General features: G+C 59.1%; 24 protein-coding genes. 11 read left to right on the top strand and 13 right to left on the bottom strand.

The genetic code is table 11. From position 1 onward, the window contains the following. Positions 1–19: 19 nt before the first annotated feature. On the bottom strand, positions 20–1,195 hold the full coding sequence (locus G6R15_RS08685) for a penicillin-binding protein activator (protein ID WP_164659475.1): 1,176 nt from the start codon (positions 1,193–1,195) through the stop codon (positions 20–22). Between the two features lie 86 nt (positions 1,196–1,281). Between G6R15_RS08685 and rsmI the strand changes: the two genes are divergently transcribed. The 3 genes from rsmI (at position 1,282) to gshB (ending at position 3,625) form a co-directional block, all read left to right on the top strand. Further along, the gene (gene rsmI / locus G6R15_RS08690) at positions 1,282–2,139 is read left to right on the top strand and encodes a 16S rRNA (cytidine(1402)-2'-O)-methyltransferase (protein WP_164659476.1); all 858 of its coding nucleotides are present in this window, start codon (positions 1,282–1,284) and stop codon (positions 2,137–2,139) included. Between the two features lies 1 nt (position 2,140). After that, positions 2,141–2,512, top strand: a complete 372-nt coding sequence (locus tag G6R15_RS08695; protein ID WP_164659477.1) for a YraN family protein — start codon at positions 2,141–2,143, stop codon at positions 2,510–2,512. Positions 2,513–2,686: 174 nt separating this feature from the next. Then, positions 2,687–3,625 carry a glutathione synthase gene (gene gshB, locus G6R15_RS08700; RefSeq protein WP_164659478.1) on the top strand — a complete coding sequence of 313 codons (939 nt, stop codon included), beginning with the start codon at positions 2,687–2,689 and terminating at the stop codon, positions 3,623–3,625. Here gshB and G6R15_RS08705 read toward each other — a convergent pair. Genes G6R15_RS08705 through cobU form a run of 4 tightly spaced genes read right to left on the bottom strand, consistent with a single transcriptional unit; the run spans position 3,616 to position 7,224 of the window. Beyond that, entirely contained in the window at positions 3,616–5,130 is a 1,515-nt protein-coding gene (locus tag G6R15_RS08705) for a YifB family Mg chelatase-like AAA ATPase (RefSeq protein ID WP_164660249.1), read from the bottom strand. The two genes, gshB and G6R15_RS08705, sit on opposite strands and share 10 nt — an antisense overlap. Positions 5,131–5,188: 58 nt before the next feature. Beyond that, on the bottom strand, positions 5,189–6,061 hold the full coding sequence (locus tag G6R15_RS08710) for a glutathione S-transferase (RefSeq protein WP_164659479.1): 873 nt from the start codon (positions 6,059–6,061) through the stop codon (positions 5,189–5,191). A 60-nt stretch (positions 6,062–6,121) separates the two neighbouring features. Beyond that, entirely contained in the window at positions 6,122–6,706 is a 585-nt protein-coding gene (locus G6R15_RS08715; RefSeq protein WP_164659480.1) for a histidine phosphatase family protein, read from the bottom strand. Continuing rightward, positions 6,703–7,224, bottom strand: coding sequence for a bifunctional adenosylcobinamide kinase/adenosylcobinamide-phosphate guanylyltransferase (cobU, locus tag G6R15_RS08720; protein ID WP_164659481.1), 522 nt, complete (start codon positions 7,222–7,224; stop codon positions 6,703–6,705). The genes G6R15_RS08715 and cobU overlap by 4 nt, the downstream gene beginning before the upstream one ends. A 102-nt stretch (positions 7,225–7,326) precedes the next feature. On the opposite strand from cobU, the gene G6R15_RS08725 reads away from it, so the two are divergent. The 5 genes from G6R15_RS08725 to G6R15_RS08745 all read left to right on the top strand — a co-directional run bounded on the left by G6R15_RS08725 (position 7,327) and on the right by G6R15_RS08745 (position 11,867). Next, positions 7,327–8,205, top strand: a complete 879-nt coding sequence (locus G6R15_RS08725; RefSeq protein ID WP_164659482.1) for an RNA polymerase factor sigma-32 — start codon at positions 7,327–7,329, stop codon at positions 8,203–8,205. Then, positions 8,202–9,035: a ChaN family lipoprotein gene (locus G6R15_RS08730; protein ID WP_164659483.1), complete on the top strand. Its 834-nt coding sequence runs from the start codon at positions 8,202–8,204 to the stop codon at positions 9,033–9,035. Before G6R15_RS08725 ends, G6R15_RS08730 begins: the two co-directional genes overlap by 4 nt. 91 nt (positions 9,036–9,126) lie before the next feature. Then, entirely contained in the window at positions 9,127–10,323 is a 1,197-nt protein-coding gene (gene coaBC / locus G6R15_RS08735; protein WP_164659484.1) for a bifunctional phosphopantothenoylcysteine decarboxylase/phosphopantothenate--cysteine ligase CoaBC, read from the top strand. A gap of 39 nt (positions 10,324–10,362) precedes the next feature. Next, positions 10,363–10,818, top strand: coding sequence for a dUTP diphosphatase (gene dut, locus G6R15_RS08740; protein WP_164659485.1), 456 nt, complete (start codon positions 10,363–10,365; stop codon positions 10,816–10,818). After that, positions 10,818–11,867 carry a molybdopterin-synthase adenylyltransferase MoeB gene (locus G6R15_RS08745; protein ID WP_164659486.1) on the top strand — a complete coding sequence of 350 codons (1,050 nt, stop codon included), beginning with the start codon at positions 10,818–10,820 and terminating at the stop codon, positions 11,865–11,867. Before dut ends, G6R15_RS08745 begins: the two co-directional genes overlap by 1 nt. A 91-nt stretch (positions 11,868–11,958) precedes the next feature. Here the strand turns inward: G6R15_RS08745 and G6R15_RS08750 are convergent, their stop codons facing one another. Next, on the bottom strand, positions 11,959–13,173 hold the full coding sequence (locus G6R15_RS08750; protein WP_164659487.1) for a PLP-dependent aspartate aminotransferase family protein: 1,215 nt from the start codon (positions 13,171–13,173) through the stop codon (positions 11,959–11,961). Positions 13,174–13,313: 140 nt separating this feature from the next. On the opposite strand from G6R15_RS08750, the gene G6R15_RS08755 reads away from it, so the two are divergent. Further along, positions 13,314–15,329: a M3 family metallopeptidase gene (locus tag G6R15_RS08755; protein WP_164659488.1), complete on the top strand. Its 2,016-nt coding sequence runs from the start codon at positions 13,314–13,316 to the stop codon at positions 15,327–15,329. Between the two features lie 146 nt (positions 15,330–15,475). Here the strand turns inward: G6R15_RS08755 and G6R15_RS08760 are convergent, their stop codons facing one another. The 6 genes from G6R15_RS08760 to G6R15_RS08785 all read right to left on the bottom strand — a co-directional run bounded on the left by G6R15_RS08760 (position 15,476) and on the right by G6R15_RS08785 (position 22,075). Beyond that, a complete protein-coding gene (locus G6R15_RS08760; protein ID WP_164659489.1) occupies positions 15,476–16,408 on the bottom strand; it encodes a glyoxylate/hydroxypyruvate reductase A in 933 nt (310 codons plus the stop codon). 4 nt (positions 16,409–16,412) lie between these two features. Further along, the gene (gene rodA / locus G6R15_RS08765) at positions 16,413–17,561 is read right to left on the bottom strand and encodes a rod shape-determining protein RodA (protein WP_164659490.1); all 1,149 of its coding nucleotides are present in this window, start codon (positions 17,559–17,561) and stop codon (positions 16,413–16,415) included. After that, entirely contained in the window at positions 17,558–19,504 is a 1,947-nt protein-coding gene (mrdA, locus tag G6R15_RS08770) for a penicillin-binding protein 2 (RefSeq protein WP_164659491.1), read from the bottom strand. The genes rodA and mrdA overlap by 4 nt, the downstream gene beginning before the upstream one ends. Next, positions 19,501–20,040, bottom strand: a complete 540-nt coding sequence (locus tag G6R15_RS08775) for a rod shape-determining protein MreD (RefSeq protein WP_164659492.1) — start codon at positions 20,038–20,040, stop codon at positions 19,501–19,503. Before G6R15_RS08775 ends, mrdA begins: the two co-directional genes overlap by 4 nt. Continuing rightward, a complete protein-coding gene (gene mreC / locus G6R15_RS08780) occupies positions 20,033–20,947 on the bottom strand; it encodes a rod shape-determining protein MreC (protein ID WP_164659493.1) in 915 nt (304 codons plus the stop codon). Before mreC ends, G6R15_RS08775 begins: the two co-directional genes overlap by 8 nt. 81 nt (positions 20,948–21,028) lie before the next feature. Further along, positions 21,029–22,075: a rod shape-determining protein gene (locus G6R15_RS08785; RefSeq protein ID WP_164659494.1), complete on the bottom strand. Its 1,047-nt coding sequence runs from the start codon at positions 22,073–22,075 to the stop codon at positions 21,029–21,031. Positions 22,076–22,401: 326 nt separating this feature from the next. On the opposite strand from G6R15_RS08785, the gene G6R15_RS08790 reads away from it, so the two are divergent. Further along, entirely contained in the window at positions 22,402–23,298 is an 897-nt protein-coding gene (locus tag G6R15_RS08790; RefSeq protein WP_164659495.1) for a sterol desaturase family protein, read from the top strand. An 18-nt stretch (positions 23,299–23,316) separates the two neighbouring features. Continuing rightward, a complete protein-coding gene (locus G6R15_RS08795) occupies positions 23,317–23,811 on the top strand; it encodes a DUF2141 domain-containing protein (RefSeq protein WP_164659496.1) in 495 nt (164 codons plus the stop codon). Between the two features lie 68 nt (positions 23,812–23,879). Here the strand turns inward: G6R15_RS08795 and G6R15_RS08800 are convergent, their stop codons facing one another. Next, the gene (locus G6R15_RS08800; protein WP_164659497.1) at positions 23,880–25,454 is read right to left on the bottom strand and encodes a 2-isopropylmalate synthase; all 1,575 of its coding nucleotides are present in this window, start codon (positions 25,452–25,454) and stop codon (positions 23,880–23,882) included. Positions 25,455–25,589: the final 135 nt, after the last annotated feature.

Raw genomic sequence — 25,589 nt, forward strand, 5'->3', positions numbered from 1 at the left:
CGGGTTTGTGGGAGTTATTTCAGAAACCGGCACCGGAGAAGCTCTGTGGGGCAGGGTCGATCACGACAACCTGCTTGTCTTGAATGGATGCGACCGCCAGGCCGCGCTCGTTTGTGCCGTTGGGTAGCAGTCGAAAGATGCCACCGACACCCTGGAAACCGGCGCTCTGGGTCAAGGCGGCACCAGTCAACGCGTTGGAATTGCCAGACCCGACCAATGCGCCAATCGCAGCGATCCCGTCATAGGCCAAGCCACCGATGGGGTGCGGCGCGCCACCGTAAGCTGCAGAGTAACGTGCTTTGAAATTCTGCGACTTGCCGGGATCGGGCAGGGCGAACCAGCCACCCTGAACCCCTGGCAGGTCAAGTGTTTGCGTTGGGATATCCCATCGGGTCAGTCCGATGTATTGCGTGGTCGTATTCGACACACCGGCCTCAGGAAGCAACTGCGTGAACAGCGGTAAGGCACCTGCGGTGGTCGAAGTCAAAAAGATCGATTGCGCGCCGCTGCCGTCAACCGTGGCCTTGACTTGTGGAATGGCGTTGATGACCCCCTGCTGTGAGCGCTCGTAGCCGACTGATCCGCTCTGGCTGGCCGATGTTGCGCTGATGGCGTTCACAATCGCCGACCGGCCCAGCTGACCGGCTTCGTCGTTGCTGTGCACGACGACGATGTTGCCCTTGCCGGCCGCAGCCGCATAGCTGGTCAGACGTTTTGCTGTGTTGTCAAAGGTCGGCCCCAGAACAAAGACGTTGCCGCCCGCGATGTTGGTGTTGTTCGAAAAGGACAGAACGTTGACGTTCTTGTTCAGCACCGCAAGGCCTGCGGCGTTGGCTGCTTGGGCATAAACCGGTCCGAGGATGATTTTGGCCCCGTCGTTGACCGCTTGCTGTGCCATAGCCGATGCCGTGCCCGCGTCGCCCGCAGTGTCATAAACACGTAAGTCGATCTGAACATTCGACAGATCACCAATCGCCAGCCGCGCGGCGTTTTCCAGGCTTTGCGCCAGAACCGCGTCACCCGATTGGGCCGATCCCTTGGGGACCAGTAGTGCAACCGGCACTGGTTCGGACGTGTCGATAGATGGTCCGCCGCTGGTGATTCCCCCTGGTTCACATGCTGTCAGAAAAGCAGCGGCAGTCAGGCCAAGGACCGACAGGGTCACCTTGCGGGTCGACTTAAGAACGGCAAACATCTAAATCAAAACTCCCTCATCCGGCCTTGTTCAGCCGAGTTATATACAAGCCGCGATAATAAACGTCAGAAAGGTCGGGTCCAGCGTTGAATCACCAAAAGGTCAGATTGCCCTCGGGGCTCTACTTTGTCGGCACACCCATCGGGACCGCCCGTGACATCACCCTGCGGGCGCTCGACGTATTGGCTTCGGCAGACATGATCGCGGCCGAAGACACGCGGAGCCTGCGTCGATTGATGGAAATCCACGGTGTTCCACTGGGTGGCCGATATATCCTCGCCTATCACGATCACAGTGGCGCCGGTGCGCGGGCCAAGGTGTTGGCGGCTTTGGAGGCCGGGCAATCGGTCGCCTATGCGTCAGAGGCCGGGATGCCTTTGATCGCAGATCCGGGGTATGACCTGAGCCGTGCAGCTTCAGAAGCAGGTTACATGGTTACAGCTGCGCCAGGTGCTACGGCGGTGGTGACAGCCCTAACGTTGGCTGGGTTGCCGACGGATGCGTTCTTTTTTGCCGGTTTTCTGCCGAACGCGAAATCTGCGCGCCGGTCCCGGTTAGAAGAACTGCGCGAGATCCCCGGCACGCTGGCCTTTTACGAATCGCCCAAGCGAGTCGCGGCCAGCCTGTCTGACATGGCTTTGGTTTTGGGCGCCGAGCGGCCCGCCGCTTTGTGTCGAGAATTGACGAAGAAGTTCGAAGAGGTCCGGCGCGGAACCTTGCAAGAGTTGGCCGATGATCTCGCCAGTGCATCTGTAAAGGGCGAGATCGTGGTGCTGGTCGATCGCGCACGTTCAGGTCCTGTTAACGAAGAAGACATAGAAATGGCCCTGAAACAGGCGTTGGAAAGCCATTCGGTCAAGGATGCGGCGGATCTGGTGTCCAAGATTTATGGGCTTGCGCGCAGGCCACTTTACCAAAAGGCGCTGCAGCTCGGGAAAGGGTGACATGCCGGGGCAGGGTTGGCGCGGATCAATGGCGCATTATGCGGGCGACGCTGCTGAGCAGATCGTGGCGCGTGCGTACGTCGACAGGGGGTTCAAGTTGGCCGCTGAACGGTGGCGCGGACAAGCCGGAGAGATCGATTTGATCGTCCGGGATGGCGACGCGGTAATATTCGTCGAAGTCAAGAAAAGCCGGGATTTGGATCAGGCGGCCCTGCGCTTGGGCGCCCGTCAGATCGAGCGAATCTATGCGGCTGGTGCTGAATTTTTGACGAACGAACCAAAAGGTCAGCTGACGGATGCGCGGTTTGATGTGGCCCTTGTGGATGCGGCGGGACAGGTTCAAATTCTCGAGAATGCCATCGGTCTGGGGTGATTTCAGCGTTTTGCCGTCTAATTGAGGCATGCTTATCGGAAGGCGCGTTCGACCGAAGGGAGAGGCAGTGCATTCCACTTCAAATCAACGGCAAAGCGCTTTAGGGGTGCGTCCCCCATTGAACCCAGCCTGCGCCTGCGCCATGTATCGGGCAGCAGACAACAAGGACGCGCCATGAAAATCGCCTTTCAGATGGACCCGATCGGGAACGTGGACATCAACGCGGACAGCTCGTTTCGCCTGGCCGAAGAGGCGCAGGAGCGGGGGCATGAGCTGTTCTACTACAGCCCCGACCACTTGGCCTATCAAGAGGGGCGGATCACCGCGCGCGGTTACGACATGACCGTGCAGCGTGTCGCGGGCGCCCCGGCCGTTCTGGGTGAAATGCGCGAAGTTGATCTGGGTGATTTCGATGTGGTCTGGCTGCGTCAGGACCCGCCGTTCGATATGCATTACATTACTGCGACCCACCTGCTGGACCGGCTCAAAGGGCAGGCACTGGTGGTCAATGACCCGTTCTGGGTTCGCAACTATCCTGAAAAGTTGTTGGTGTTGGATTTCCCCGATCTCATCCCGCCGACTACGATTGCGCGCGATCTGGATACCATCAAGGCGTTCAAGGCCAAGCACGGTGACATCATCCTTAAGCCTTTGTACGGCAATGGTGGCGCAGGTGTGTTCCGCTTGGACGCCAACGACCGCAACCTGTCCTCTCTGCATGAACTGTTCACCGGCTTCAGTCGCGAACCGCTGATCGTGCAGAAATTCCTGCCGGATGTTAGCAACGGCGATAAACGTGTGATCCTGGTTGATGGTGAACCGGTTGGTGCGATCAATCGCGTGCCTGCCGAGGGCGAAACACGTTCGAACATGCACGTTGGCGGGCGGCCCGAAAAAATTGGCCTCAGCGATCGTGATCTGGAGATCTGCGCAGCCATTGGTCCACTTCTGCGCGAAAAAGGCCAGATATTCGTCGGCATCGACGTGATTGGCGACTATCTGACCGAAATCAACGTGACCTCGCCCACAGGCATACAGGAATTGGAACGCTTTGATGGGGTGAACATCGCGGTGAAGATCTGGCAGGCGATCGAAGGCAAAGTTCAGGCATAAGCCTTGGTCGTGATCCTAAAGCTCAGCGCTTCGGCCACATGCGGTTTGTGTACGTGCTCCGCCCCTTCAAGATCGGCAATCGTGCGCGCCACGCGCAGGATGCGATGATACGCACGCGCTGACAGGCCGAACCTGTCAGCGGCCTTGAGCAACATCTCTTTGCCCTCTTTGTCCGGCGTTGCGATGGCTTCGAGCACTGTGCCTGCGGCATCGGCGTTTTGCGCGGCGTCCGGGGTGTCACGAAACCGCTCGGCTTGCACGTTGCGGGCGGCGGCCACACGGGCGGCGACAACCTCAGAGCGGTCGCCTGAGGGCGGCAAATCGAGATCAGCAAAGCCCACAGGCGGCACTTCGATCCGCAGATCGAACCGGTCCATCAAAGGGCCTGAGATGCGGCCCAAGTAATCTTCACCACAGATCGGCGCGCGCGAACAGGCCCGCGCCGGGTTCGTCATGTAACCGCATTTGCAGGGGTTTGCGGCGGCCACCAGCATGAATTTGCAGGGGTATTTGACGTGCGCGTTGGCGCGGGCGACCATGACCGTTCCGGTCTCGATGGGTTGGCGCAGGGTTTCCAACACTGTTCGTGAGAACTCCGGGAATTCATCCATGAACAAGACGCCATTGTGTGCCAATGAAATCTCACCCGGTTTCGCGCCCTTGCCGCCGCCCACAATGGCCGCCATCGATGCGGTGTGGTGCGGTTCGCGAAAGGGTCGGGTCATCGAGATCCCACCTTCGTCCAACAGCCCACTGAGCGAATGGATCATTGATGTGCTCAATGCCTCGGTTGCGCTGAGTGGTGGCAAAATTCCGGGAATGCGCGCGGCCAGCATTGATTTGCCGGACCCGGGTGTGCCGATCATGATCATGTGGTGACGGCCTGCAGCAGCAATTTCCAGTGCCCGTTTTGCGCGTTCCTGGCCTTTCACGTCGCGCAGGTCTTTGGCGAACGGATCGGCGTGAATCTCTCCGGCGGTTGCGGGGGACAGCAGGGCCTGGCCGGTGTAGTGGCGCACAACGCTGGCCAAGGTGTCTGCGCCGATGACTTGGGCGGCGTCGACCCAGGCGGCCTCGGCGCTTGACGCTTGAGGACACAGCAACATCCGGTCATCTTCAGCAGCTGCCATCGCCGCGGGCAGGGCACCCACAACAGGGACCAACGATCCATCCAGCGATAACTCTCCTAACGCGACGGTTTGTTCGGCGGTTTCCCTTGGCACGATTTCAAGCGCGGCAAGCAGCGACAGTGCGATTGGCAGGTCAAAATGGCTGCCCTCTTTCGGCAGGTCAGCAGGCGATAGGTTGATGGTGATCCGCTTGGACGGCAGCGCAATGGCCATCGAACTGAGTGCCGAGCGTACCCGGTCACGGGCTTCGGACACGGCCTTATCGGGTAATCCCACGATGGAAAACGCAGGTAATCCTGGAGTGACAGCGCATTGCACCTCGACCAAGCGGGCGTCAACGCCTTGAAAGGCAACGGTATAGGCGCGGGCAACCATCTCTGTCCTGTTCATTGGTTAACAAGACATTGCTAGCGCCCGCGTGGTTTAGGAAAGGTTAACGCGACCGGATCATTTCCACGAACGCGGGCCAGGCCTCGGGGTCGGCCACGGTCTTGTCGCGGCAGAACGGATTGCACAGGCCCCAGATCCGGCCGTCAAGCTCCAGGAAATCGTTCACCGGCTTGCCCGAGTAGGGGCAGTGAGTGTTGACCGATGGGCCGGCGTCAATGGCGATGGCATTGCGGCTGTCAATAGGCCAAGGGACTATCGGCAGATCGACAGGGTAGGGGAATGGATCATGGGTTTTGGTCAGTCCCATCGCCCGCCATTGCCGTACTGACAGGTCCGACAGCAGATCCAGGCAATAAGTGTGGTTGGCTTCCGACACTTGCAGGCCGTACCCGATGATCCGGGCCGCGACGGGCGTATAGAACACATCTGCCAGCGAATAGGTGCCAAAGAGCGGGCCTGTTTCGGCTCCTGAAACGGACCGCGCGTGGGCCCAGAGTGTCTCGATCCGCTCAAGGTCTGTTAGCGTTTCCGGCGAAGGTTCAAACCCCTCGTAGCAATGCAGTAGTTGCATAGGACATTCCCCACGCAAGGCCCCAAACCCGGCGACCATCTCGGCACAGAGCCACCGGGCCGCAGCGCGAGCAGCCGGGGCCGACGGCCACAGGCCTGCGTCCGGGTTCTCTTCGGCCAGGGTCTCGGCCATTGCCAGGCTTTCACCCACAACGGTTCCCGTCTGCGTGCGTAGGGTCGGAACCAGGCGGGCGGGCGCAAGCGGGTCCATATCCGCTGCCATGGTCCCTGAATAAAGGCCGATCATGTGGGTTTGGTGGGGGATGCCGAATTTCTCGAGCATCAGCCACCCGCGCATGGACCAGCTCGAAAACAGCCGGTCGCCGATAAAAAGGTCATAGGTCATGTGCGCAAAGTTAAATGCCACCTCACCCATCAGTAAATCAGCTTTTTGTTTTCTTTTGCATCACGGGAGGTGATTGATCCGCGCCACGTCCCACCCTTGCGCGTGGTGGGTCAGTTCGGTGATTGACAGGTTGTCGATCTTGTGGCCAAAGGCTTGCTCGGCATCCAACCGCAAGGCGCGTTGCACCTGTGTCAGGATCACCCCAAAATGCGCCACGATGATGAGGTCATTGCCGCTGTGCTGCGCGATCAGTGCATCAATGGCGGCGTTGACACGGGCGCAAACCTCGTTCCAGCTTTCACCGTTTGGTGGGCGCACGTCTCCAGGGGTTTCCCAATAGGCCCGGATCAGGGCGGGGTCTTCGGCGTCGATTTCGGCAAAGCGGCGCAGCTCCCATTCGCCAAAGTTAATCTCACGCAGATCGGAACGATGTGGCAAGCGTGTGCGGTTGCCCTGAATGGCGCTGGCGGTGTCCGCGGCGCGCGACAAGTCGGATGAGATAACGATCGCCTGATGCGGCAAGTGATTGGACAGGCGCGCAATTGCAGCTGTGTCGCTCAGATCAGCGGGTAGATCTGACCACCCCACCATCGTTTTGGCATGAGTTGGTCCGTGGCGCACCATGTGCAGGCGGGTTGTGGTCATGGCAGTTGTCCTTTCAACACATGAGGTAGGCCAACAGTGACGGAAATCACCAGATCGGCTTTTGCAGCCAACGCGATGTTCAGCCTGCCTTGCGCCTCGCGGAACTGACGGGCCAGAGCGTTATCGGGAACGATCCCGTAACCAACCTCGTTCGAGACGACAACAACAGATGCGGGGGTGTCGGCAACTGCGGTCAAGAGGCGCTCTTGCGCCGTGGCCAAGTCGCTATCAGCCAGCAGATGATTGCTTAGCCACATGGTGGCACAGTCGATCAGGCAGATGTCATCTGCATCCAATTCGGACAGTGCTCCGGCCAGTTCCAAAGGGGCCTCGACGGTACGCCAACCTGAACCGCGCTGAGCAACATGGCGGTCGATTTTAACCTGCATTTCGGCATCAAATATTTGTGATGTGGCTAGGTAAAACCTGTTTTTACCTGATGAAACAGAAAGTTGCTCGGCGTAGGCAGATTTGCCTGATGCCGCGCCACCAAAGATAAAGGTGAATTTTGGAAACAAGTTATTACCTTATTTTTGATCTGCCTGACGTTTCTCTGCGTATCCACTGTGAACGCGCAAAACAAGCCACGGCAGGCGTGCCGGACATTTGGGGAGAGATGTATGGCCTTGGATAACGTACGAGACACGTCGATGTCGCGCAAAGCGATGAAGGCGGAACTGCTGGACGCTGAAACAGAGCGGGCGCTTGCCTATGCTTGGCGAGATCACCGCGATGAAGAGGCACTTCATCGACTTATCACTGCTTACATGCGTTTAGCAATTTCGATGGCGGCAAAGTTTAAGCGCTACGGCGCTCCGATGAATGATCTCATCCAAGAGGCCGGATTGGGCCTGATGAAGGCCGCTGACAAATTTGACCCTGACCGCGGTGTTCGGTTTTCGACCTATGCGGTTTGGTGGATCAAAGCGAGCATTCAGGATTATGTGATGCGCAACTGGTCGATGGTGCGCACTGGGTCGACCTCGTCGCAGAAATCCCTGTTCTTCAACATGCGGCGGGTACAGGCCAAATTCGAGCGTGAAGCCGCCAGCGAAGGCGCAGCGTTGGATCGGCATCAGCTGCATCAGATGATCGCATCTGAGGTCGGTGTGCCGCTCCGGGATGTAGAGATGATGCATGGTCGTCTTGCCGGTTCAGACTTTTCGCTGAATGCGGTGCAATCCGCTGACGAGGAAGGGCGCGAATGGATTGATGCACTAGAGGACGATAGCGAGCAGGCCGCAGAATTGGTTGAAAACGCCCATGACACCGCGCAACTGCGCGAATGGCTGCTCAAGGCTATGGGGGCACTGAACCCGCGTGAGCAGTTCATTATCCGTGAACGCAAGCTGCGCGATACGCCCCGTACACTGGAGAGTCTTGGACAAGAGCTTAGCCTGTCCAAAGAGCGGGTCCGGCAACTTGAAGCCGCAGCTTTTGCCAAGATGCGCAAAAGTCTTGAAGCTGAATCGCACGAGGTGCAACACTTCCTTGTATGAGACATGTTGCGATTCTGATCTGCGCCTGTGTGGCGTTTCTGGCCGCCCCCATCCGGGCGGCCTTGGCGTCTGAACTGGTGCCGGATGAAATTCTGTTGAAAATGGCGGGCGCCGATGTGGTGATCTTGGGTGAAGTGCACGACAATCCAGTGCATCACCGGGTTCAGCGAGACGTCGTGGCCGCGTTGGAGCCCCGCGCGATGGTGTGGGAGATGCTGACCGCAGAAGGCGCTGATCGCATCAACCGCAACCTGATTTCAGAGCCTGAAAAGCTGGCCGCTACCATCCGCTGGGCCGAATTGGGCTGGCCACCGCTGTCGATGTACTTACCAATTTTTGTGGCCGCACCCGATGCACCGATCTATGGCGCATTGGTCCCACGTGAAGCGGCGCAAGGGGCGATGGAGGCTGGTGCAGCGGTTGCTTTTGGTGCTGATGCGGCGCGCTATGGGTTGAATGTGCCATTACCGGCTGATGAACAGGCATCGCGCGAAGCTGGGCAGATGGCGGCCCATTGTGATGCAATGCCCGCAGAGAAACTGCCCGTTCTGGTGCAAATCCAGCGTCTGCGCGATGCGGTGCTGACCCGCGCTATCCTAACCGCAATCACGGAAACGGGTGGCCCGGTCGTCGTGATCACGGGCAACGGCCACGCTCGTAAGGATTGGGGCGTTCCCAGCTTCCTGACCCGCATGCAGCCGGGTTTGCGGGTTTTTGCGTTAGGCCAGTCCGAAGAGGGCGCGATTCAAGGGTCTTTCGATGCCATTCTGGATGCGCCAGAGGTGGAACGCGACGATCCCTGCGCGGTGTTTCACAAGGCTGTTGATTGAAGTCGACGAAAATCGGCTGGTGGTTGTGGCGGGCTTTGCATAAGGTCTGCCGGGCTCATATCGGGGCATCCTGAACGGGAAGGGAGCAGCCATGCTGGCATCCAAACGCATACTTCTGATCATCGGAGGCGGGATTGCGGCCTATAAGTCCTTGGATCTGATCCGCAGGCTGCGCGAGCGCGGTGCCGAGGTGACAGTGGTCCTGACTAAGGCGGCTGAAGAATTTGTAACCCCATTGTCCGTATCGGCGCTGGCAGGAACCAAAGTTTATCGCGATCTCTTTGATTTGACGGATGAGGCCGAAATGGGCCACATTCAACTGTCGCGCTCTGCCGATCTGGTGGTGGTTGCACCTGCGACCGCTGATCTGATGGGCAAGATGGCTTCCGGTCTGGCCAACGATCTTGCATCGACCCTTCTGATGGCTACGGACACGCCTGTGCTCTTGGCTCCTGCGATGAACGTGCGTATGTGGCAGCATCCAGCAACACAGCGCAACCGGGCCACGCTGGCGGCGGATGGAATTGCCTTTTTCGGTCCCAACGATGGCGATATGGCCTGTGGCGAATATGGTCCGGGGCGTATGTCCGAACCGCTCGAGATCTTGGCCGCGGTCGAGGCGCATTTTGCCGAGGGGCCGCTGCGGGGCAAACGTATTCTGGTCACATCCGGCCCGACCCATGAACCTATCGACCCGGTGCGCTATATCGCCAACCGCTCGTCAGGTGCGCAAGGTACTGCTGTCGCCCGCGCGCTAGCCGAATTGGGCGCGCATGTGATTTTTGTAACTGGCCCCGCTGATGTGCCTCCTCCAGCAGGGGTCGAGGTCGTTCCCGTGCAAAGCGCCCGTGAAATGGCCGATGCTGTGCAAGCTGCGCTACCTGTAGATGGGGGCGTTTTTGCGGCAGCAGTAGCTGATTGGCGCGTCGTCAGTGCCTCGGATCGTAAGCTGAAGAAGAGCAAGGATGGTTTGCCGGTGCTCGAACTTGCCGAGAACCCCGATATCCTGAAAACCGTCTCTCGGATGGAACAAGGCAGACCGGGCCTGGTTGTGGGCTTTGCGGCTGAGACCAACGATGTGATCGAAAACGCCACGGCGAAGCGGTTGCGCAAGGGCTGCGACTGGATTGTGGCCAATGACGTCAGCCCCGCGACGGGCATCATGGGCGGGGCTGAAAACGCGGTGATCCTGATTTCGGACGCAGGCGCCGAAGAATGGCCCCGCATGAGCAAATCAGACGTGGCCGCGCAATTGGCCGATCGGATCGCTGCAAAGATGTCCGGCTGAAATAGATATCGAATGACACTGCAAACAAGAGGCCAGCGTATGATAGCCATCCGGATCATCAGGGACGAAAACAGCGATCCGCAGATCGCCTTGCCCAGCTATGAAACGTCCGGGGCCGCTGGCGCCGATGTGCGGGCCAATTTCGCAGACAGAACTGGCGTCTCCCTTGCGCCCGGCGCCCGGGCTCTGATCCCTACTGGTCTGCGGCTCGAGATACCGGCAGGCTATGAGGTTCAAGTGCGCCCGCGGTCAGGCCTTGCGTTGAAACATGGAATCACACTGCCCAATACCCCCGGAACCATCGACAGTGATTATCGCGGCCCGCTGGGAGTGATCCTGCTTAACGCAGGGGCCGAGCCGTTTGAGGTTGCTCATGGTGAGCGCATTGCCCAACTGATCGTGGCCCCGGTGTTGCAGGCCCAGTTTGATCTGGTGGACGGGCTAAGCGCCACTGACCGCGGCGATGGCGGCTTCGGGTCGACTGGGCGCGGCTGATGTTTTTGGTTCTGGGAGTGGCCGCGATGCTGTGGGGCATCGGCATGATGATGGGGGTATCCCGTCAGGCACGGTTGACCTTGATGGGCGCTTTGCTTGCATTGGTGTTGCTGCTGCAGTTCGTGCTGCCAGATGGTCACCCAGTGCGCGATGCGACTGGGCAGTCCCCGGCGCTGTGGTTGATCCTGGCAGGCGCAGTTGTTCTGATCACTGGATATTCCCGAATACTTGGTTGGCTTCGGTCGCGTAGCTTACCCGAAAAAACCGAAGAGCCGACTAAACCCGCAGGCAGTTTCACAGACACAGAGCTTGAACGTTACGCCCGCCACATCGTGTTGCGCGAACTGGGTGGGCCTGGGCAGAAACGGTTGAAACAGGCCCGCGTTCTTGTCATCGGAGCAGGTGGCCTGGGGGCTCCGGCATTGCAATACCTTGCAGCGGTTGGTGTCGGCACCATCGGGGTGATTGACGATGACGTGGTCGAAAACGCCAACCTCCAGCGGCAGGTAATTCACCGCGATGCGGACATCGGTTTGCCCAAGGTGTTCTCGGCCAAATTGGCCATGGAAGCCCAAAACCCAAACGTCACTGTGCGCCCCTACAATCGGCGTTTGACGGCGGAAATAGCTGCCGAGCTCTTTGCAGAGTACGACCTGATCCTCGATGGTAGCGACAACTTTGAGACGCGCTATCTGGCTAATCAAACGGCGGTAAAACTGGGCAAACCCCTAGTTTCCGGCGCTTTGGCGCAGTGGGAAGGGCAACTGAGCGTTTTTCACCCCGCCGATGTCGGCCCATGCTATCAATGCATCTTCCCCGAGGCGCCACCACCTGGTTTGGCACCATCCTGTTCCGAGGCTGGGGTGATCGGCCCGTTGCCGGGCGTTGTCGGATCAATGATGGCGGTTGAGACGGTCAAGCTGATCACGAGGGCCGGTGCTGTGCTCAAAGGTGAAATGCTGATTTACGATGCGCTTTACGGCGAAAGCCGCAAAATCACCCTGTCCAAGCGAGACGATTGCACCATCTGCGGGGCGGCTGATACGTGATGCAACCGCCGCGCGCCGTCAGGCGCGCGGCCCGGCCCAACCCCGCCAGCGGGCATCTTTGATGCCTGCGCGGGGGCGGGAGCGCCACCGGTTATGACAATGCAATGTCCAGGTCGGCAATCAGATCCTCGGCGTCTTCCAACCCCACCGACAGACGAAAAATCCCGTCTCCGGCGAATGCGCGATAAGCGTCAAGTTGCGGCCCGTTCAGTCGGAATGACGTTTCCATTAACCCAGCCGTCTCCATCCAAAAGACCAGCGACCGGTGGTGACCCAGCGACACAGCATAGTGGATGACCTGCAACCGATCGATCATCTGCTGCGCGATCCGTTGACCCGTCTCCGCGTCCCCAACCTGGAACGAAATCATGCCCGAGGTGTTCGACATCTGCCGAGCGGCCAGTTCTGCTTGTGGATGTGACGCAAGCCCCGGATAAATCACGCGGGTGACCGATGGATGGCTCTCCAGCCATTCTGCCACCGTCTGTGCGCCCGCCTGATGGGCTTTCATCCGCAGAGGCAAGGTCGAGGCTCCGCGCGCAATCAGCCACGCGTTGAAGGGCGAAAGGATACCGCCGTGATGGATCGACGCTTCGGCGCGCATCTTGGCGATCAGATCAGCACGGCCCGCAATCGCCCCGCCAACGGCGTCCCCGTGCCCGCCGATGTATTTGGTGATCGAATGCATTGTCAGGTCGACGCCCAAACCTGCCGTATTCAATCCCAAAGGTGAAGCAAAGGTCGCATCACAACTGTGCAACGCACCCGCGTCCCGTGCCAGCTTTGACACCGCTGCCAGATCCGTCAGTCGCCCGATCGGGTTCACCGGTGTTTCTGTGTGAATGAGCCGCGTATTGGGCCGAAGCGCTGCTGTCACTGCCTCCAGATTGGACATGTTGACGGTACTCACCTCAATCCCCAATCGTGGCAAAGTCTCGCGCGCCAGCTCTGCGACCCCGGCATAGGACACGTCTGAGACGACCAGGTGATCGCCTGCCGACAGAAACGTCAGAAAGATCGCGGTTGCCGCCGCCATGCCGGATGCGGTGCACAAACAGGCCTCGGTGCCCTGCATCGCGGCAATCTTCTTCTCCAGCATCGCCACAGTGGGGTTATCCCATCTGGCATATAGAAACCCCTCTGGCCCATTTTCCAGATCGTGCGCCGAAAATCCTGCGACTTGATCCGTCACAAATGTCGATGACATATGCAGCGGTGGGGCAGATGCACCCGTCGTCGGGTCCGGTCCTTCACCTGCATGAATGGCTTGCGTCATTGGGCCAACTGGACGGTTTCTTTGCGTCATTCTCATCTCCCGTGTTTCGGCCACAGTGGGGTGGTCTCGAACCCACGGCAAGAAGCTTCACGACACAGCGCGCCAAATCGCGACACGCCCTCTGGACCATCGGCAGGCGCGCACCTAGCTTGAGCGCAAAGGAGACACCCATGACCAACCCGATCCTTGCCGCCTGGCAAACCCCTTTTGAAATCGCGCCTTTCGATACCATCAGCGATGACGATTTTGCCCCTGCTTTGGACGCAGCGTTGAGCGCGCACCTTGAGCAAATCCAGACCATCGCAGAAACCGCCGAAACACCCAATTTCGACAACACCATCGGTGCGATGGAGGCCGCAGGCGAGGATCTCGACAAGGTGCTCTCGGTGTTCTTCACGGTGGCGGGCGCTGACAGCAATCCCAAGCGCGAGGAACTGCAGCGCGCGTTCTCTCCGAAACTGGCGGCGCATTTCTCTGCGATTTCATCGAACAAGACGCTGTTTCACCGGGTTGCCGACCTTTGGGATCGCAAAGACAACTTGGATCTGACATCTGAACAAGCGCGCGTTTTGATGCTGTCCCACCGAGGCTTTGTCCGCGCTGGTGCTGCTCTGGAAGGGGCTGACGACACCCGCATGCGAGAGATCAAGGCCCGGCTGGCCACCCTTGGCACGTCGTTCACGCAGAACCTGCTTGCGGATGAGCGTGGGTGGTTCATGGAACTGACCGACGGCGATCTGAATGGCCTGCCTGAATTCGTAGTTGATGCTGCCCGCGCTGCCGGAGAGGAAAAAGGTGCCGACGGCCCTGTCGTGACCCTGTCCCGCTCGATCATCGTGCCCTTCCTGCAATTCTCGCCCCGTCGCGACTTGCGCGAGACGGCGTATAAGGCCTGGGTCGCGCGCGGTGCCAACGGTGGTGAAACCGACAACCGCGAAATCGCGGCTGAGACGCTGAAACTGCGCGAGGAACGCGCTCGCCTTCTGGGGTACGACGACTTCGCCACCTACAAGCTGGAAACCGAAATGGCGCGCACGCCGGATCGGGTGCGCGATTTGCTGATGCAGGTCTGGGAACCGGCCAAGGCACAGGCCAATGCGGATGCGGAAACTATGACCCAGATGATGCAGTCCGATGGCATCAACGGCCCGCTCGAGGCCTGGGATTGGCGCTACTACGCCGAAAAACGGCGCAAGGCCGAGCATGATCTGGATGAGGCGGAGCTCAAGCCGTACCTGCAACTCGACCGCATGATCGACGCCTCGTTTGCCTGTGCGAACCGCCTGTTCGGTTTGGAATTTGCCCCGCTCGACATCCCGCTCTACCACGAAGACTGCCGCGCATGGGAGGTCACCCGGAACGGCCAACATGTGGCGGTGTTCATCGGCGATTTCTTCGCCCGCGGGTCCAAACGCTCGGGCGCCTGGTGCAGTGCCATGCGCGCTCAGGCCAAGTTCCCTAAGGTGCAGGCGCCTATCGTGATCAACGTCTGCAACTTTGCCAAAGGCGATCCGGCGCTATTGTCCTATGACGATGCCCGCACCCTGTTCCACGAATTCGGCCACGCCCTGCATCAGATGCTGTCGAATGTGACTTACGAGAGTATCTCGGGCACCTCCGTCGCGCGGGATTTTGTGGAATTGCCCAGCCAGCTTTATGAGCACTGGCTTGAAGTCCCCGAGGTGTTGGCGGAATTTGCCACCCACGCTGAAACAGGCGCGCCGATGCCGCAAGAGATGCTGGACAAGGTGCTAAAGGCTGCGAACTTCGACATGGGGTTTCAGACGGTGGAATATGTGGCTTCGGCTCTGGTGGATTTGGAATTCCACGATGGTGCGGCACCGGCTGATCCAATGGCCAAGCAGACCGACGTGTTGGACAAGATCGGTATGCCACAGGCTATCGGCATGCGCCATGCGACGCCGCAGTTCGCCCATGTTTTTGCAGGCGACGGCTACAGCTCGGCCTATTACAGCTACATGTGGTCCGAAGTGATGGATGCTGATGCCTTTGCCGCTTTCGAGGAGGCAGGCGGGGCGTTTGACGCGGAACGGGCCAAAGCTCTGGAAGAACACATCCTTTCCACCGGCGGCTCGCGCGAGGCCGAAGAGCTCTACTTGGCGTTCCGCGGCAAACTTCCCGGGGTTGAGGCACTTCTCAAAGGGCGCGGGCTGATCGCGGCCTGAGTCAACTCAGGATGGCGTTCGGCGGCTACACCTGCCGCGAGCGCAACCGCGCCGCGCGTCAGCGCGGCGCCGGGCCCAACGGGAGGAGGTGTCCCGCTAGGGGCATCGCCGACGGGCGGGAGCACCCCTGAACCTGATCGAATGGGTCAGTACCCGAGTGTCCGATCCACAACATGCAACAAAGGCTCACCGTTCAGATCACGGCGGATGTTTTCAGCAATGACCTGACTGGCCGTGCTGGCGCGGGTCTCGGACGCGATATGGGGCGTCACAGTCACCTGCGGATGCGCCCAAAAGGCGTGATCGGCAGGCAGGGGCTCGATGCGGAACACATCCAGGGTCGCATGGGCGATCTGGCCACTGTCCAGTGCCACCAACAGAGCGTCGTCGTCGATCAATGGCCCCCGACCCGGGTTGATGATGAAAGCGCCACGCGGCATCAGCGCTAGCGATTCTGCGTTCAGCGTGTTTTCGGTCGCGGGCGTGTTCGGCAGCAAAAGCACCACAATATCGGCCTCTGATAGCGCTGCCTGCAGCCCCTGCGGCCCGCATTCACAGTGGATTCGGTCGATCTCCTTGGGGGACCGGCTCCATCCCGTGACATCGAACCCCAACCCGGCCAAAGCCTGCGCCACCGCAGCCCCCAAAGCACCCAGGCCCAGAACAGTGACCTTGCGATCCTGTGCCAGAGGCGGGGCCACATTGCGCCAAATTCCATCTTGCCCGTTAATATGTCCGTCGATCCCCAGATGATAGCGCAGCGTGTGTCCCATCACCCATTCGATCATGCCCTGGGTCAGCCCGTGATCCACCAGTCGGGTCAGCGGTACTGTGAGCGTCTCGTTGCCCACCACACCTTCGACCCCGGCCCACAGGTTCAGCACTGCGCGCAACCGAGTGTAAGGCGTGAAGTCCTGCACGTCGCTGTTGGGGGCATAGACGATATAGTCTACCTCTTCCGGCGCAAATTCGGTGCGCAGGTCAAAGTCAATTCCAGCCCCAGTCAGAGCCTTGGTCAAAGGTGTCTCATAGGTCGTCCAGCGTTCCGCCTTGGCGGCGAACAGAATGTTTGTGGTCATGGTGTCAGGATCCCAGGCGAGGTCGGTGAATATGCGCGCTTTGCACCAGCCCGAATGCGACCATCAGCACCAGCATGGCCGAACCGCCATAGCTGACCATCGGAAGCGGGACGCCCACAACCGGCGCCAGCCCCATGACCATCGACATGTTCACGGCAAAGAACAGGAAGAAGTTGATAGAAATCCCCAAGGTGACCAGGGACGAAAACCTGTCTTTGGTGGCAAGCGCCGTAGTAATGCAGAAGAGGATGATCAGACTGTAGAGGCCCAGCAAGGAAAAGCCGCCGACAAACCCGAACTCCTCGGCCAGCGTGGTAAAGATGAAGTCCGTGTGTTTTTCGGGCAAGAAGTTTAGCCGAGACTGCGTACCTTGCATGAACCCGCGCCCAGTCCAGCCACCTGATCCAAGCGCGATTTTGGATTGGGTGATGTGATAACCCGCGCCCAAAGGATCGGAAGACGGATCAAGGAAGGTGTCGATCCGACGGTATTGATAGTTCTTGAGCAATTGCCACTCGGTTCCGCGGCTTTGAAACACGGCAGTGACAAGTCCCACGCCTGCTGCGATGACGGCCGCAAAATATGCCCAATGCACGCCGGCCAGAAACATCAACCCGCCACCTGCAGCCATCAGCAGGATCGACGTGCCCAAATCCGGTTGGCGCAGGACCAGGAAGGTCGGGAACAGGATCATTATCACAGGAATCAGAACCCAAAAAGGGCGCGATGTCTTATTGCCGGGGAGCCAGTCATAATAAGCAGCCAGTAGCATCACCAAGGTTATTTTCATCAGTTCCGAGGGCTGCAGGCGCATGAAGCCGATGTCGATCCAGCGTTGTGCCCCCATGCCCACGGTTCCGAAAAATTCCACGGAAATCAACAGGATAATAGATATCAGATAGGCCACCACAGCCATGTTGCGCCAGAACCATATTGGCACCATCGCGACAAACATCATGACAGCAAGGCCAAGCGCGAACCGTTTCATCTGCGGTTCGGCCCAAGGGGTGAAGGATCCGCCGGCAACAGAATAGAGCATCAGGAAACCGACACCAGCCACGCTCATCAGCAGCACGGTCAGCGCCCAGTTCATATAGAACACTTTGCGCAGGCCGGTGGGCGTGGATTTGACCGTGTATTCGAGATAACTCATGCGCGGTCCTTTCCGTCGGTCCGGGCACGGGGGCGGCGCTCGCGCTTCATGCGCTCTTGCTGTGCCTCGATGCGCCCACGATCCTTTCGGGGGTATGCCTCTATCGGTGGTGTGCCACCAAACAGAGCCTGCAACATGATGTCGCGAGCAACCGGAGCGGCCGCCTTGGAGCCGCCGCCGCCGTGTTCAACCACGACCGAGACGGCATATTTCGGATCGTCGTAGGGGGCAAAGCAAACAAACAGCGCATGGTCGCGGCGCTCCCACGGCAAGTCGGCGTTGCGGATCACGCCTGCTGCGCGTTCGGCGGCGGTGATGTTGCGGACTTGGCTGGTGCCAGTCTTGCCCGCCAAACGAAACGCATCGTCGATGATTCGGCTGCCATAAGCCGTGCCGCGCCGATCGTTGCTGACCGAGAACATTGCGCGGCGCAGTTTGCGCAGGTTGTTTTCATTGACGTCGATGGTCTCCCCCGCGCCCGTTGCCTGTTCCACGCCATCAATGGATTTGACCAGCCGGGGCGTCACACTGCGGCCCGTAGCGAGCCGTGCTGTCATCACCGCCAATTGCAACGGTGAAGCCAGCATAAAGCCCTGACCAATAGAGGCATTGGCGGTGTCTCCCACCAGCCAATCCTGCCCGTGCACACGGGATTTCCAGTCGCGGTTGGGTGCCAATCCGCTGGCCACGGCAGACATCGGCAGATCGTGACGCACGCCCAGTCCGAACTTCTGAGCCATCGCCGAGATCCTGTCGATCCCGACTTTCAGCGCCACGTCATAGTAATAGACATCGCAGCTGCGTTTGAGCGAATTAAGCAGATCAATACGTCCATGCCCCCCGCGTTTCCAGCAGTGGAATCTGCGGCTGCTTACTTCCAGATAGCCAGGGCAATAGACGGTGTCATCGGGGCCAACGATTCCGGACTCAAGTGCGGCAAGCGCGGTGATCATCTTGAAGGTCGAGCCGGGCGGATAGGTGCCTTGGACTGATTTATTGGCCAGCGGGCGATATGGGTCTTCGGTCAGCGACCGGTAATCGGCAACCGAGATACCTCGCACAAACAGGTTGGGATCAAACGACGGCGCCGAAGAGATCGCACGAAGATCGCCGGTTTCGCAGTCGATGACTACGGCGCTGGCGCTTTCGTTGCCCAGTCGAGCCTGCACATATTCTTGCAGAGTGGCATCGACCGAGAGCTGCAGGTCTGCGCCCTGTTGCCCTTCGCGACGATCCAATTCGCGCATGACCCGTCCCGTGGCGTTGACTTCGACTCGTTTGGCGCCAGCCTTGCCGCGCAATTGCCTTTCGCGCTTTGCTTCGACACCGACCTTACCAATCTGAAAGCGCGGGATGCGCAACACCGGTTCGGGGTCGTCGATCTGGCTCAGGTCATAGTCGCTAACTGGGCCAACATAGCCCAGGACATGAGCGAAATCAGGACCTTGCGGATAAACGCGCGTCAGGCCGACTTCGGGAGTTATTCCAGGTAGGGCTGGGGCGTTGACCGCAACCTTGGAGATATCGTCCCAGGTGACACGTTCAGCCAGTGTAATAGGCAGGAAGGGCGGCGAGCGACGCATCTCGGTACGGGCGCGCTCTACGTCTTCAGGATCCAGCGCCACCAGTTTGGACAGATCACCAATTACCTTGTCCAGGTCACCGGCATCCTCACGCACGATGATGATGCGATACAGCGGGATATTCTGACCCAGGATTGCGCCGTTGCGATCAAAAACTTCGCCCCGGGTGGGTGGGATCAGGCGGATGTTGACGCGATTTTCTTCGGCCAGAAGACGGAACTGATCGGCCTGATCTACCTGCATGTAGCGCATGCGCATAGCCAGCCCGCCGATAAACGCGGCCTGCATTCCACCAAGCAACAGCGCCCGGCGGGATAGCTTGCGATGGGCGCCTTCGACGTCGCGGGGCGGACGCTTCATGACCGACCTCCCAGGATATCGACGTCTGCAGGGGTCAGTTTGCGCACGCCAAACAGGCTTTGGCTGATAAGCGCCACCAGCGGGTAGATCACGATCGTCAGGACAAGCTGGACCAGCACCAGCCATAGTGGAGCCTGTTCAACAGCGGTCAGACCCAGGATCGTACGATTCAGAACCATGATCGACACGAGTACCAACCCGACGGATGCCCATTCACCCAGAAAACTGGCATCGCTTAGCCCCACAGACCAGTTGCGCAAATACGCTGCCCCGGCCACGACGAGGGCGGATAGCAGACCGGGGGGGCGTTGCAGCATGAAATCTGCGATCAACAGGACAAAAGCGATCAGCAGAACCGGCACAAAGTCCGGGCGTCTCAGCGACCAAGCAAAAGTCAACGAGATCAGCAGATCGGGCGGGGCCCACCGTCTGGGTATGGTATCCAGCGGCAATAGGTGAACGAAAAGGATGATCAGCGCCAAACCCACGTACAGCAGGCGCATGGTCCAGATGCGAGAGGTCGACAGGCTATCCATCAGCCGCCTCCTCGTCTTCGACCACTTGGGCCTCGCCATTCTCGACCGGGGTGGTCGTAACAATGTCGCCGGGGGTTTCGATCTGTTCGTGACCCAAATGCCTGATGACGCGCAGGAATTCCAGACGCTCATAATCAGCAGACAAACGCACCCGCAAACGGCCCGAGGGGTCTTGAGCAATTTGACCGATCAGCAATCCGGCAGGGAACACGCCGCCGTCGCCAGATGTGATAACTCGGTCGCCGGGACGTACAAGCTCACGGTTTTCCAGAAAATCCAATACTGGTGCTGCGGTATTGTCGCCGGCAATTAACGTTGTTTGCCCAGAAGGCTGGATCGTCGCGGGGATCGAGCTGGCCGCGTCAGTCAGCAGGATGACCCGGGCTGTGTTCTGGCCCACGCCAGAGATGCGGCCCACCAGCCCGATGCCATCCATCGCGGCCCACCCGTCGACGATACCGTCGCGCGCGCCCACGTTCAGCAGCACCGATTGCCGGAATGGGGAACCGCTGTCGGCCATTACGACGCCCGTCACATAGGTCAGCTGCGGATCAAGGCGCACGTTGTTGAGGTCCAGCAGGCGCGCGTTTTCCTGCTCCAGCTGCAGCGCCGCCTCTTTCCAGGCACGCATCTGGCGCAGCTCGCTACGCAGCTCGCGGTTTTGTTCGCTCAGGCGTTGATAGCTTTGGAAATCACGGAACAGATTGACCGTGGCCGTCACAGGCACCATGGCCCATTCCATCGAGGGCACGACCTTATCGGTGACCTGGGCGCGGAACCGTTCGACACGTGGGCTGTCGATGCGCCAAACCAAGAAGATACCAAGCAGGCACAACAGCAAAGCCCCAAGCAGCAACCTGCGCAGCGGGGCGGTATAGTCTTCGCGCTGTGAACGATCCTTGGCCACGAGACTCCCTTTCGGCGCGCGGTCAGGTTTGATCCCGGATTAGAGCCGATGCGCCGTGCAGTGCCCTAAAGGGTGCGCCCCTTAGCTGTCGTAGTCAATCGCGTGGCGCAGTTGCTTTTCGTACTCGAGCGCCTTGCCGGTGCCTAGGGCCACGCAGTTCAAGCTTTCGTCAGCGATTGACACGGCCAGACCGGTGGACTCGCGCAGTGCAAGATCCAGGTCACCCAGAAGGGCCCCACCGCCGGTCAGCATGACACCACGGTCGACAATGTCGGCGGCCAGGTCGGGCGGGGTGGTTTCCAGCGCGGTCATCACTGCTTCACAGATTTGCTGCACCGGTTCGGCCAAGGCCTCGGCCACTTGGGCCTGGCTGATTTCGATTTCTTTGGGCACGCCGTTCAACAGATCGCGTCCCCGGATGTGCATCGACTGACCGCGCCCGTCGTCGGGCATGCGGGCGGTGCCGATGGATGTCTTGATGCGTTCAGCCGTGGCTTCACCCACAAACAGGTTCTGCTGGCGACGCAGATAGCTGATGATCGCCTCGTCCATGCGGTCGCCGCCGACGCGAACCGAACGGGCATACACAATGTCACCAAGCGACAGCACGGCCACCTCGGTGGTGCCGCCGCCGATGTCGACAACCATGTTGCCCGTAGGGTCAGTGATCGGCATGCCTGCGCCAATTGCCGCCGCGATGGGTTCCGAGATCAGGCCCGCGCGACGGGCGCCAGCGGACAGAACCGACTGACGAATAGCGCGTTTTTCAACCGGGGTTGCCCCGTGGGGCACACATACGATGATCTTCGGCTTTGAAAAGGTCGAGCGCTTGTGCACCTTGCGGATGAAGTGCTTGATCATCTCTTCGGCAGTGTCAAAGTCTGCGATCACGCCTTCGCGCATAGGGCGGATTGCCTCGATGCTGCCAGGTGTCCGGCCCAGCATCAGCTTTGCATCTTCGCCTACGGCCAGTACCTTTTTCACGCCATCCTTGACGTGATAGGCCACCACGGACGGTTCCGACAGGATGACACCGCGTCCTTTTACATAGACCAATGTGTTTGCAGTGCCGAGGTCAATCGCCATGTCCGATGTGAACAAGCCGCCGAGATTTCCAAACACTGACATATACGTGTGATCCTGCTGAGAGCTGCTGATTGGTTCCGCGACTCTGACAGTGCGGGACGATGATCTTATAGGCGTCCCAAGGTGAGGGTGAAAGTGCAGAATCAAAGGAAACAGCGCGTTTCCGCCAATTCCAAGCCTGTTTCTCTGGGATGTGTTAGATTCGCGAGCGCCGCTGCAGAACGCGAGCGGGCAAATCTGCCCCAATCGACCACGTGATTGAGCACTTTTTTCTTTTCATTCATCTTTACTATTGAAACGCAGGTAACGTTCATTAGATAAATTGTCGAAAATGACTATAAATACATATCTGACGAACGAGGCACTCTATGGACTTCCTGAGCCAATACATCAGTGACTTTCAACTGACACATTGGGAAACGTTGATCGACGAATGGTTTCTGGTCTTCGCTCTGGTCTTCTTGGCGTTTGAGCTGATCCGCTACGCTGTGATCAAGCGGCTGAACTGGCAAATGGTTGGAGACACTGCAACCAACTTCATCACGTTGGCATTCTTCATCGGCATTACTTTCTTTGGTATGGCTGCGTTTTATGTGGGTGCATATTTCTATGCTGCACAATTTGCTGTGTTCGAGATCCCGACCACTTGGGCCTCAGTCCTGATCGCTTTGGTGTTGGCGGACCTGGCCTACTATTGGGAGCACCGAATCCTGCATCGGATCAATTTTCTGTGGGCTACACATTCCGTGCATCACAGTTCCCCCTTCTTTAATATCTCTGTGGCCTATCGCCATGGCCCGCTGGATGGCTTTTGGCCGTTGTTCTTCCATCTGCCGCTGGTTTTGCTGGGCTTCAACCCGGTTCTGATCCTGGTAGTGGAACTATTGGTGCAGCTCTATCAGACCGCGCTGCACACCGAGGTGATCGGCAAGTTCTGGAAGCCCATCGAGCTGATCATGAATACTCCGTCGCATCACCGAGTGCACCATGGGTCGAACCGTAAGTATCTGGATAAGAACTATGCCGGGATCTTCATAATCTGGGACCGCATGTTCGGCACCTTTGAAGAGGAAGAAGAAGAGGTGGTTTACGGCCTGGTCAAACCCATCGAATCGATCAACCCTTTTGTGGCGTTCTTTCACGGATTCAAACGCCTTGCGGCAGATGTCTGGAACATGCCGGGGGTCATGAACAAGCTGGGTGTCCTTTTTGGTCCACCGGGCTGGCAGCCCAAGACCCGCAAAGACACACCGCCTGCAGAATAAGCCTTAAGGACCGCACAGATGCCAACCAACGTACAACGCATCACCGCCGCCGTGGCGACAGTCGCCCTGTTTGTGGGCGGTGCGTGGGTCGCCTCGGGGTTTTCGATCGATCTGCCCGACGCTTCGGTGTCGGCCACTGGCGCAACCTCGGACGAGGGCCTGAGCGTCAACCTGCACGGCGCGCGCAATGACACCGGCAATCTGATCGTCATGGTGTTCGATCAAGCCGGGCCATTTACGAACATGGATTACCAAAACACTGTCGGCTACCTTGAGGTGCCCGCCAGCACTTTTTCGCAGCGGCTGGATTTCCCTGATCTCAACAACACCTACTACGCCATCGTAGCCATCCATGATGAAAACGGTGACTATGAGTTAAACTATGACGAGACCCATCTGCCGACAGAAGGCTATGCCATTTCAGGATCAAACGACCTGTATAGCGATCCGGTGTTCGAATACTCGTTGGTTGAACCAGGAAAGGTCGACCTGGCGATTTATTACTGGCAATAAATCTGTCCAGACTAAGAAAGGGCGGCCCCAGCGAGCCGCCCTTTTTGTGTTTGTCCGGAGTGACCGTTTCAGGTCGCGTCTTTGTACGAGATTTCGCGGGTGTCCACGCCCGGCCCTGACTTCTCGCGGCGCACGATCAGACGGTTGAGCGCGTTGATATAGGCCCGCGCACTGGCAACTACCGTGTCGGTGTTGGCGGATTCGCCCGTGGCGATCACGCCGTCCTCTTCCAGGCGCACGGTCACCGTGGCTTGCGCGTCGGTCCCCGCGGTCACAGCGTGCACCTGATACAGCTGCAGGCGCGCAGAGTTGGGATGGAGAGCCCGGATCGCCTTGAAAGACGCATCGACCGGGCCGTCACCGCTTTCAGTAGCGCTGAAGTCCTTGCCGTCAATTTCCATTTCAATCGTGGATTCCGCAGGGCCACCGGTGCCGCAAACGACTTTCATCGAGACCAGCTGCAAATGATCGTTTTCGGCGTCCTCGCCCGAGCGCAACAATGCGACGATGTCGTCATCGAACACTTCTTTCTTGCGGTCAGCCAGTTCCTTGAATCGAACAAAGATGTCCTTGAGCTGGTTGTCGCCCACCTCAAACCCAAGCGTTTCCAACTTGTCGCGCAGCGCGGCCCGGCCCGAGTGTTTGCCAAGCGGCAGCGAGGTGCCCGCAAGGCCCACATCCTCGGGGCGCATGATCTCGAACGTTTCCTTGTTCTTGAGCATGCCGTCCTGGTGGATGCCGGATTCATGGGCAAAGGCGTTCTTGCCGACGATGGCCTTGTTGAACTGCACCGGAAAGCCCGACACAGTCGCGACGCGGCGCGAGATGTGCATCAGCTTCTTGGTGTCGATTTCGGTGTGCCAGGGCATGATGTCGTTGCGCACTTTCAGCGCCATTACGACCTCTTCGAGCGCGGTGTTGCCTGCGCGTTCACCCAGGCCGTTGATGGTGCATTCGATCTGACGGGCACCACCGGCAACAGCCGCCAGAGAGTTCGCGGTCGCCATGCCCAGATCGTTGTGGCAGTGAGTGGCAAAAATTACCTCGTCCGCGCCGGGAACCGTTTCGATCAGGTTGCGGATCAGATCGGCGGATTCAACAGGCGCGGTGTAGCCCACGGTGTCGGGGATGTTGATGGTCGTGGCACCTGCCTTGATCGCAATCTCGACCACGCGGCACAGGTAATCCCATTCCGTGCGGGTCGCGTCCATCGGCGACCACTGCACGTTTTCGCACAGGTTGCGGGCATGAGTGACGGTCTCGTGGATCTTGTCGGCCATCTCGTCCATGGACAGGTTCGGGATGGCGCGGTGCAGGGGCGAGGTGCCGATGAAGGTGTGGATGCGGTTCTTTTCGGCATGCTTCACCGCCTCCCAGCAGCGGTCGATGTCGGCGAAATTCGCGCGGGCCAGACCGCAAATGCGACTGCTCTTCGAATTTATCGCGATCTCGGACACGGCCTTGAAATCACCTTCTGAGGCGATCGGGAAACCTGCTTCGATGATGTCGACGCCCATCTCATCCAGCAGGCCCGCGATTTCGAGCTTTTCGGAATGGGTCATGGTCGCGCCAGGGCTTTGTTCGCCGTCACGAAGCGTGGTGTCAAAGATCACGACGCGATCTTGGTCAGGAATATTGGTCATTTTGGTATCTCTCGTATCTGTCCTAAAGCCATTTGGCGCGCGGGCTGCCTCCTCTGAGCGGGCGCGCCGGATGGCACGCTCAGAGGCGGATTAGGATCAGTAGGCCACGCAGCGACGCACCGCTTTCAGCGGTGA

The organism is Tropicibacter sp. Alg240-R139, assembly GCF_900537075.1.
Lineage (GTDB): Bacteria > Pseudomonadota > Alphaproteobacteria > Rhodobacterales > Rhodobacteraceae > Falsiruegeria.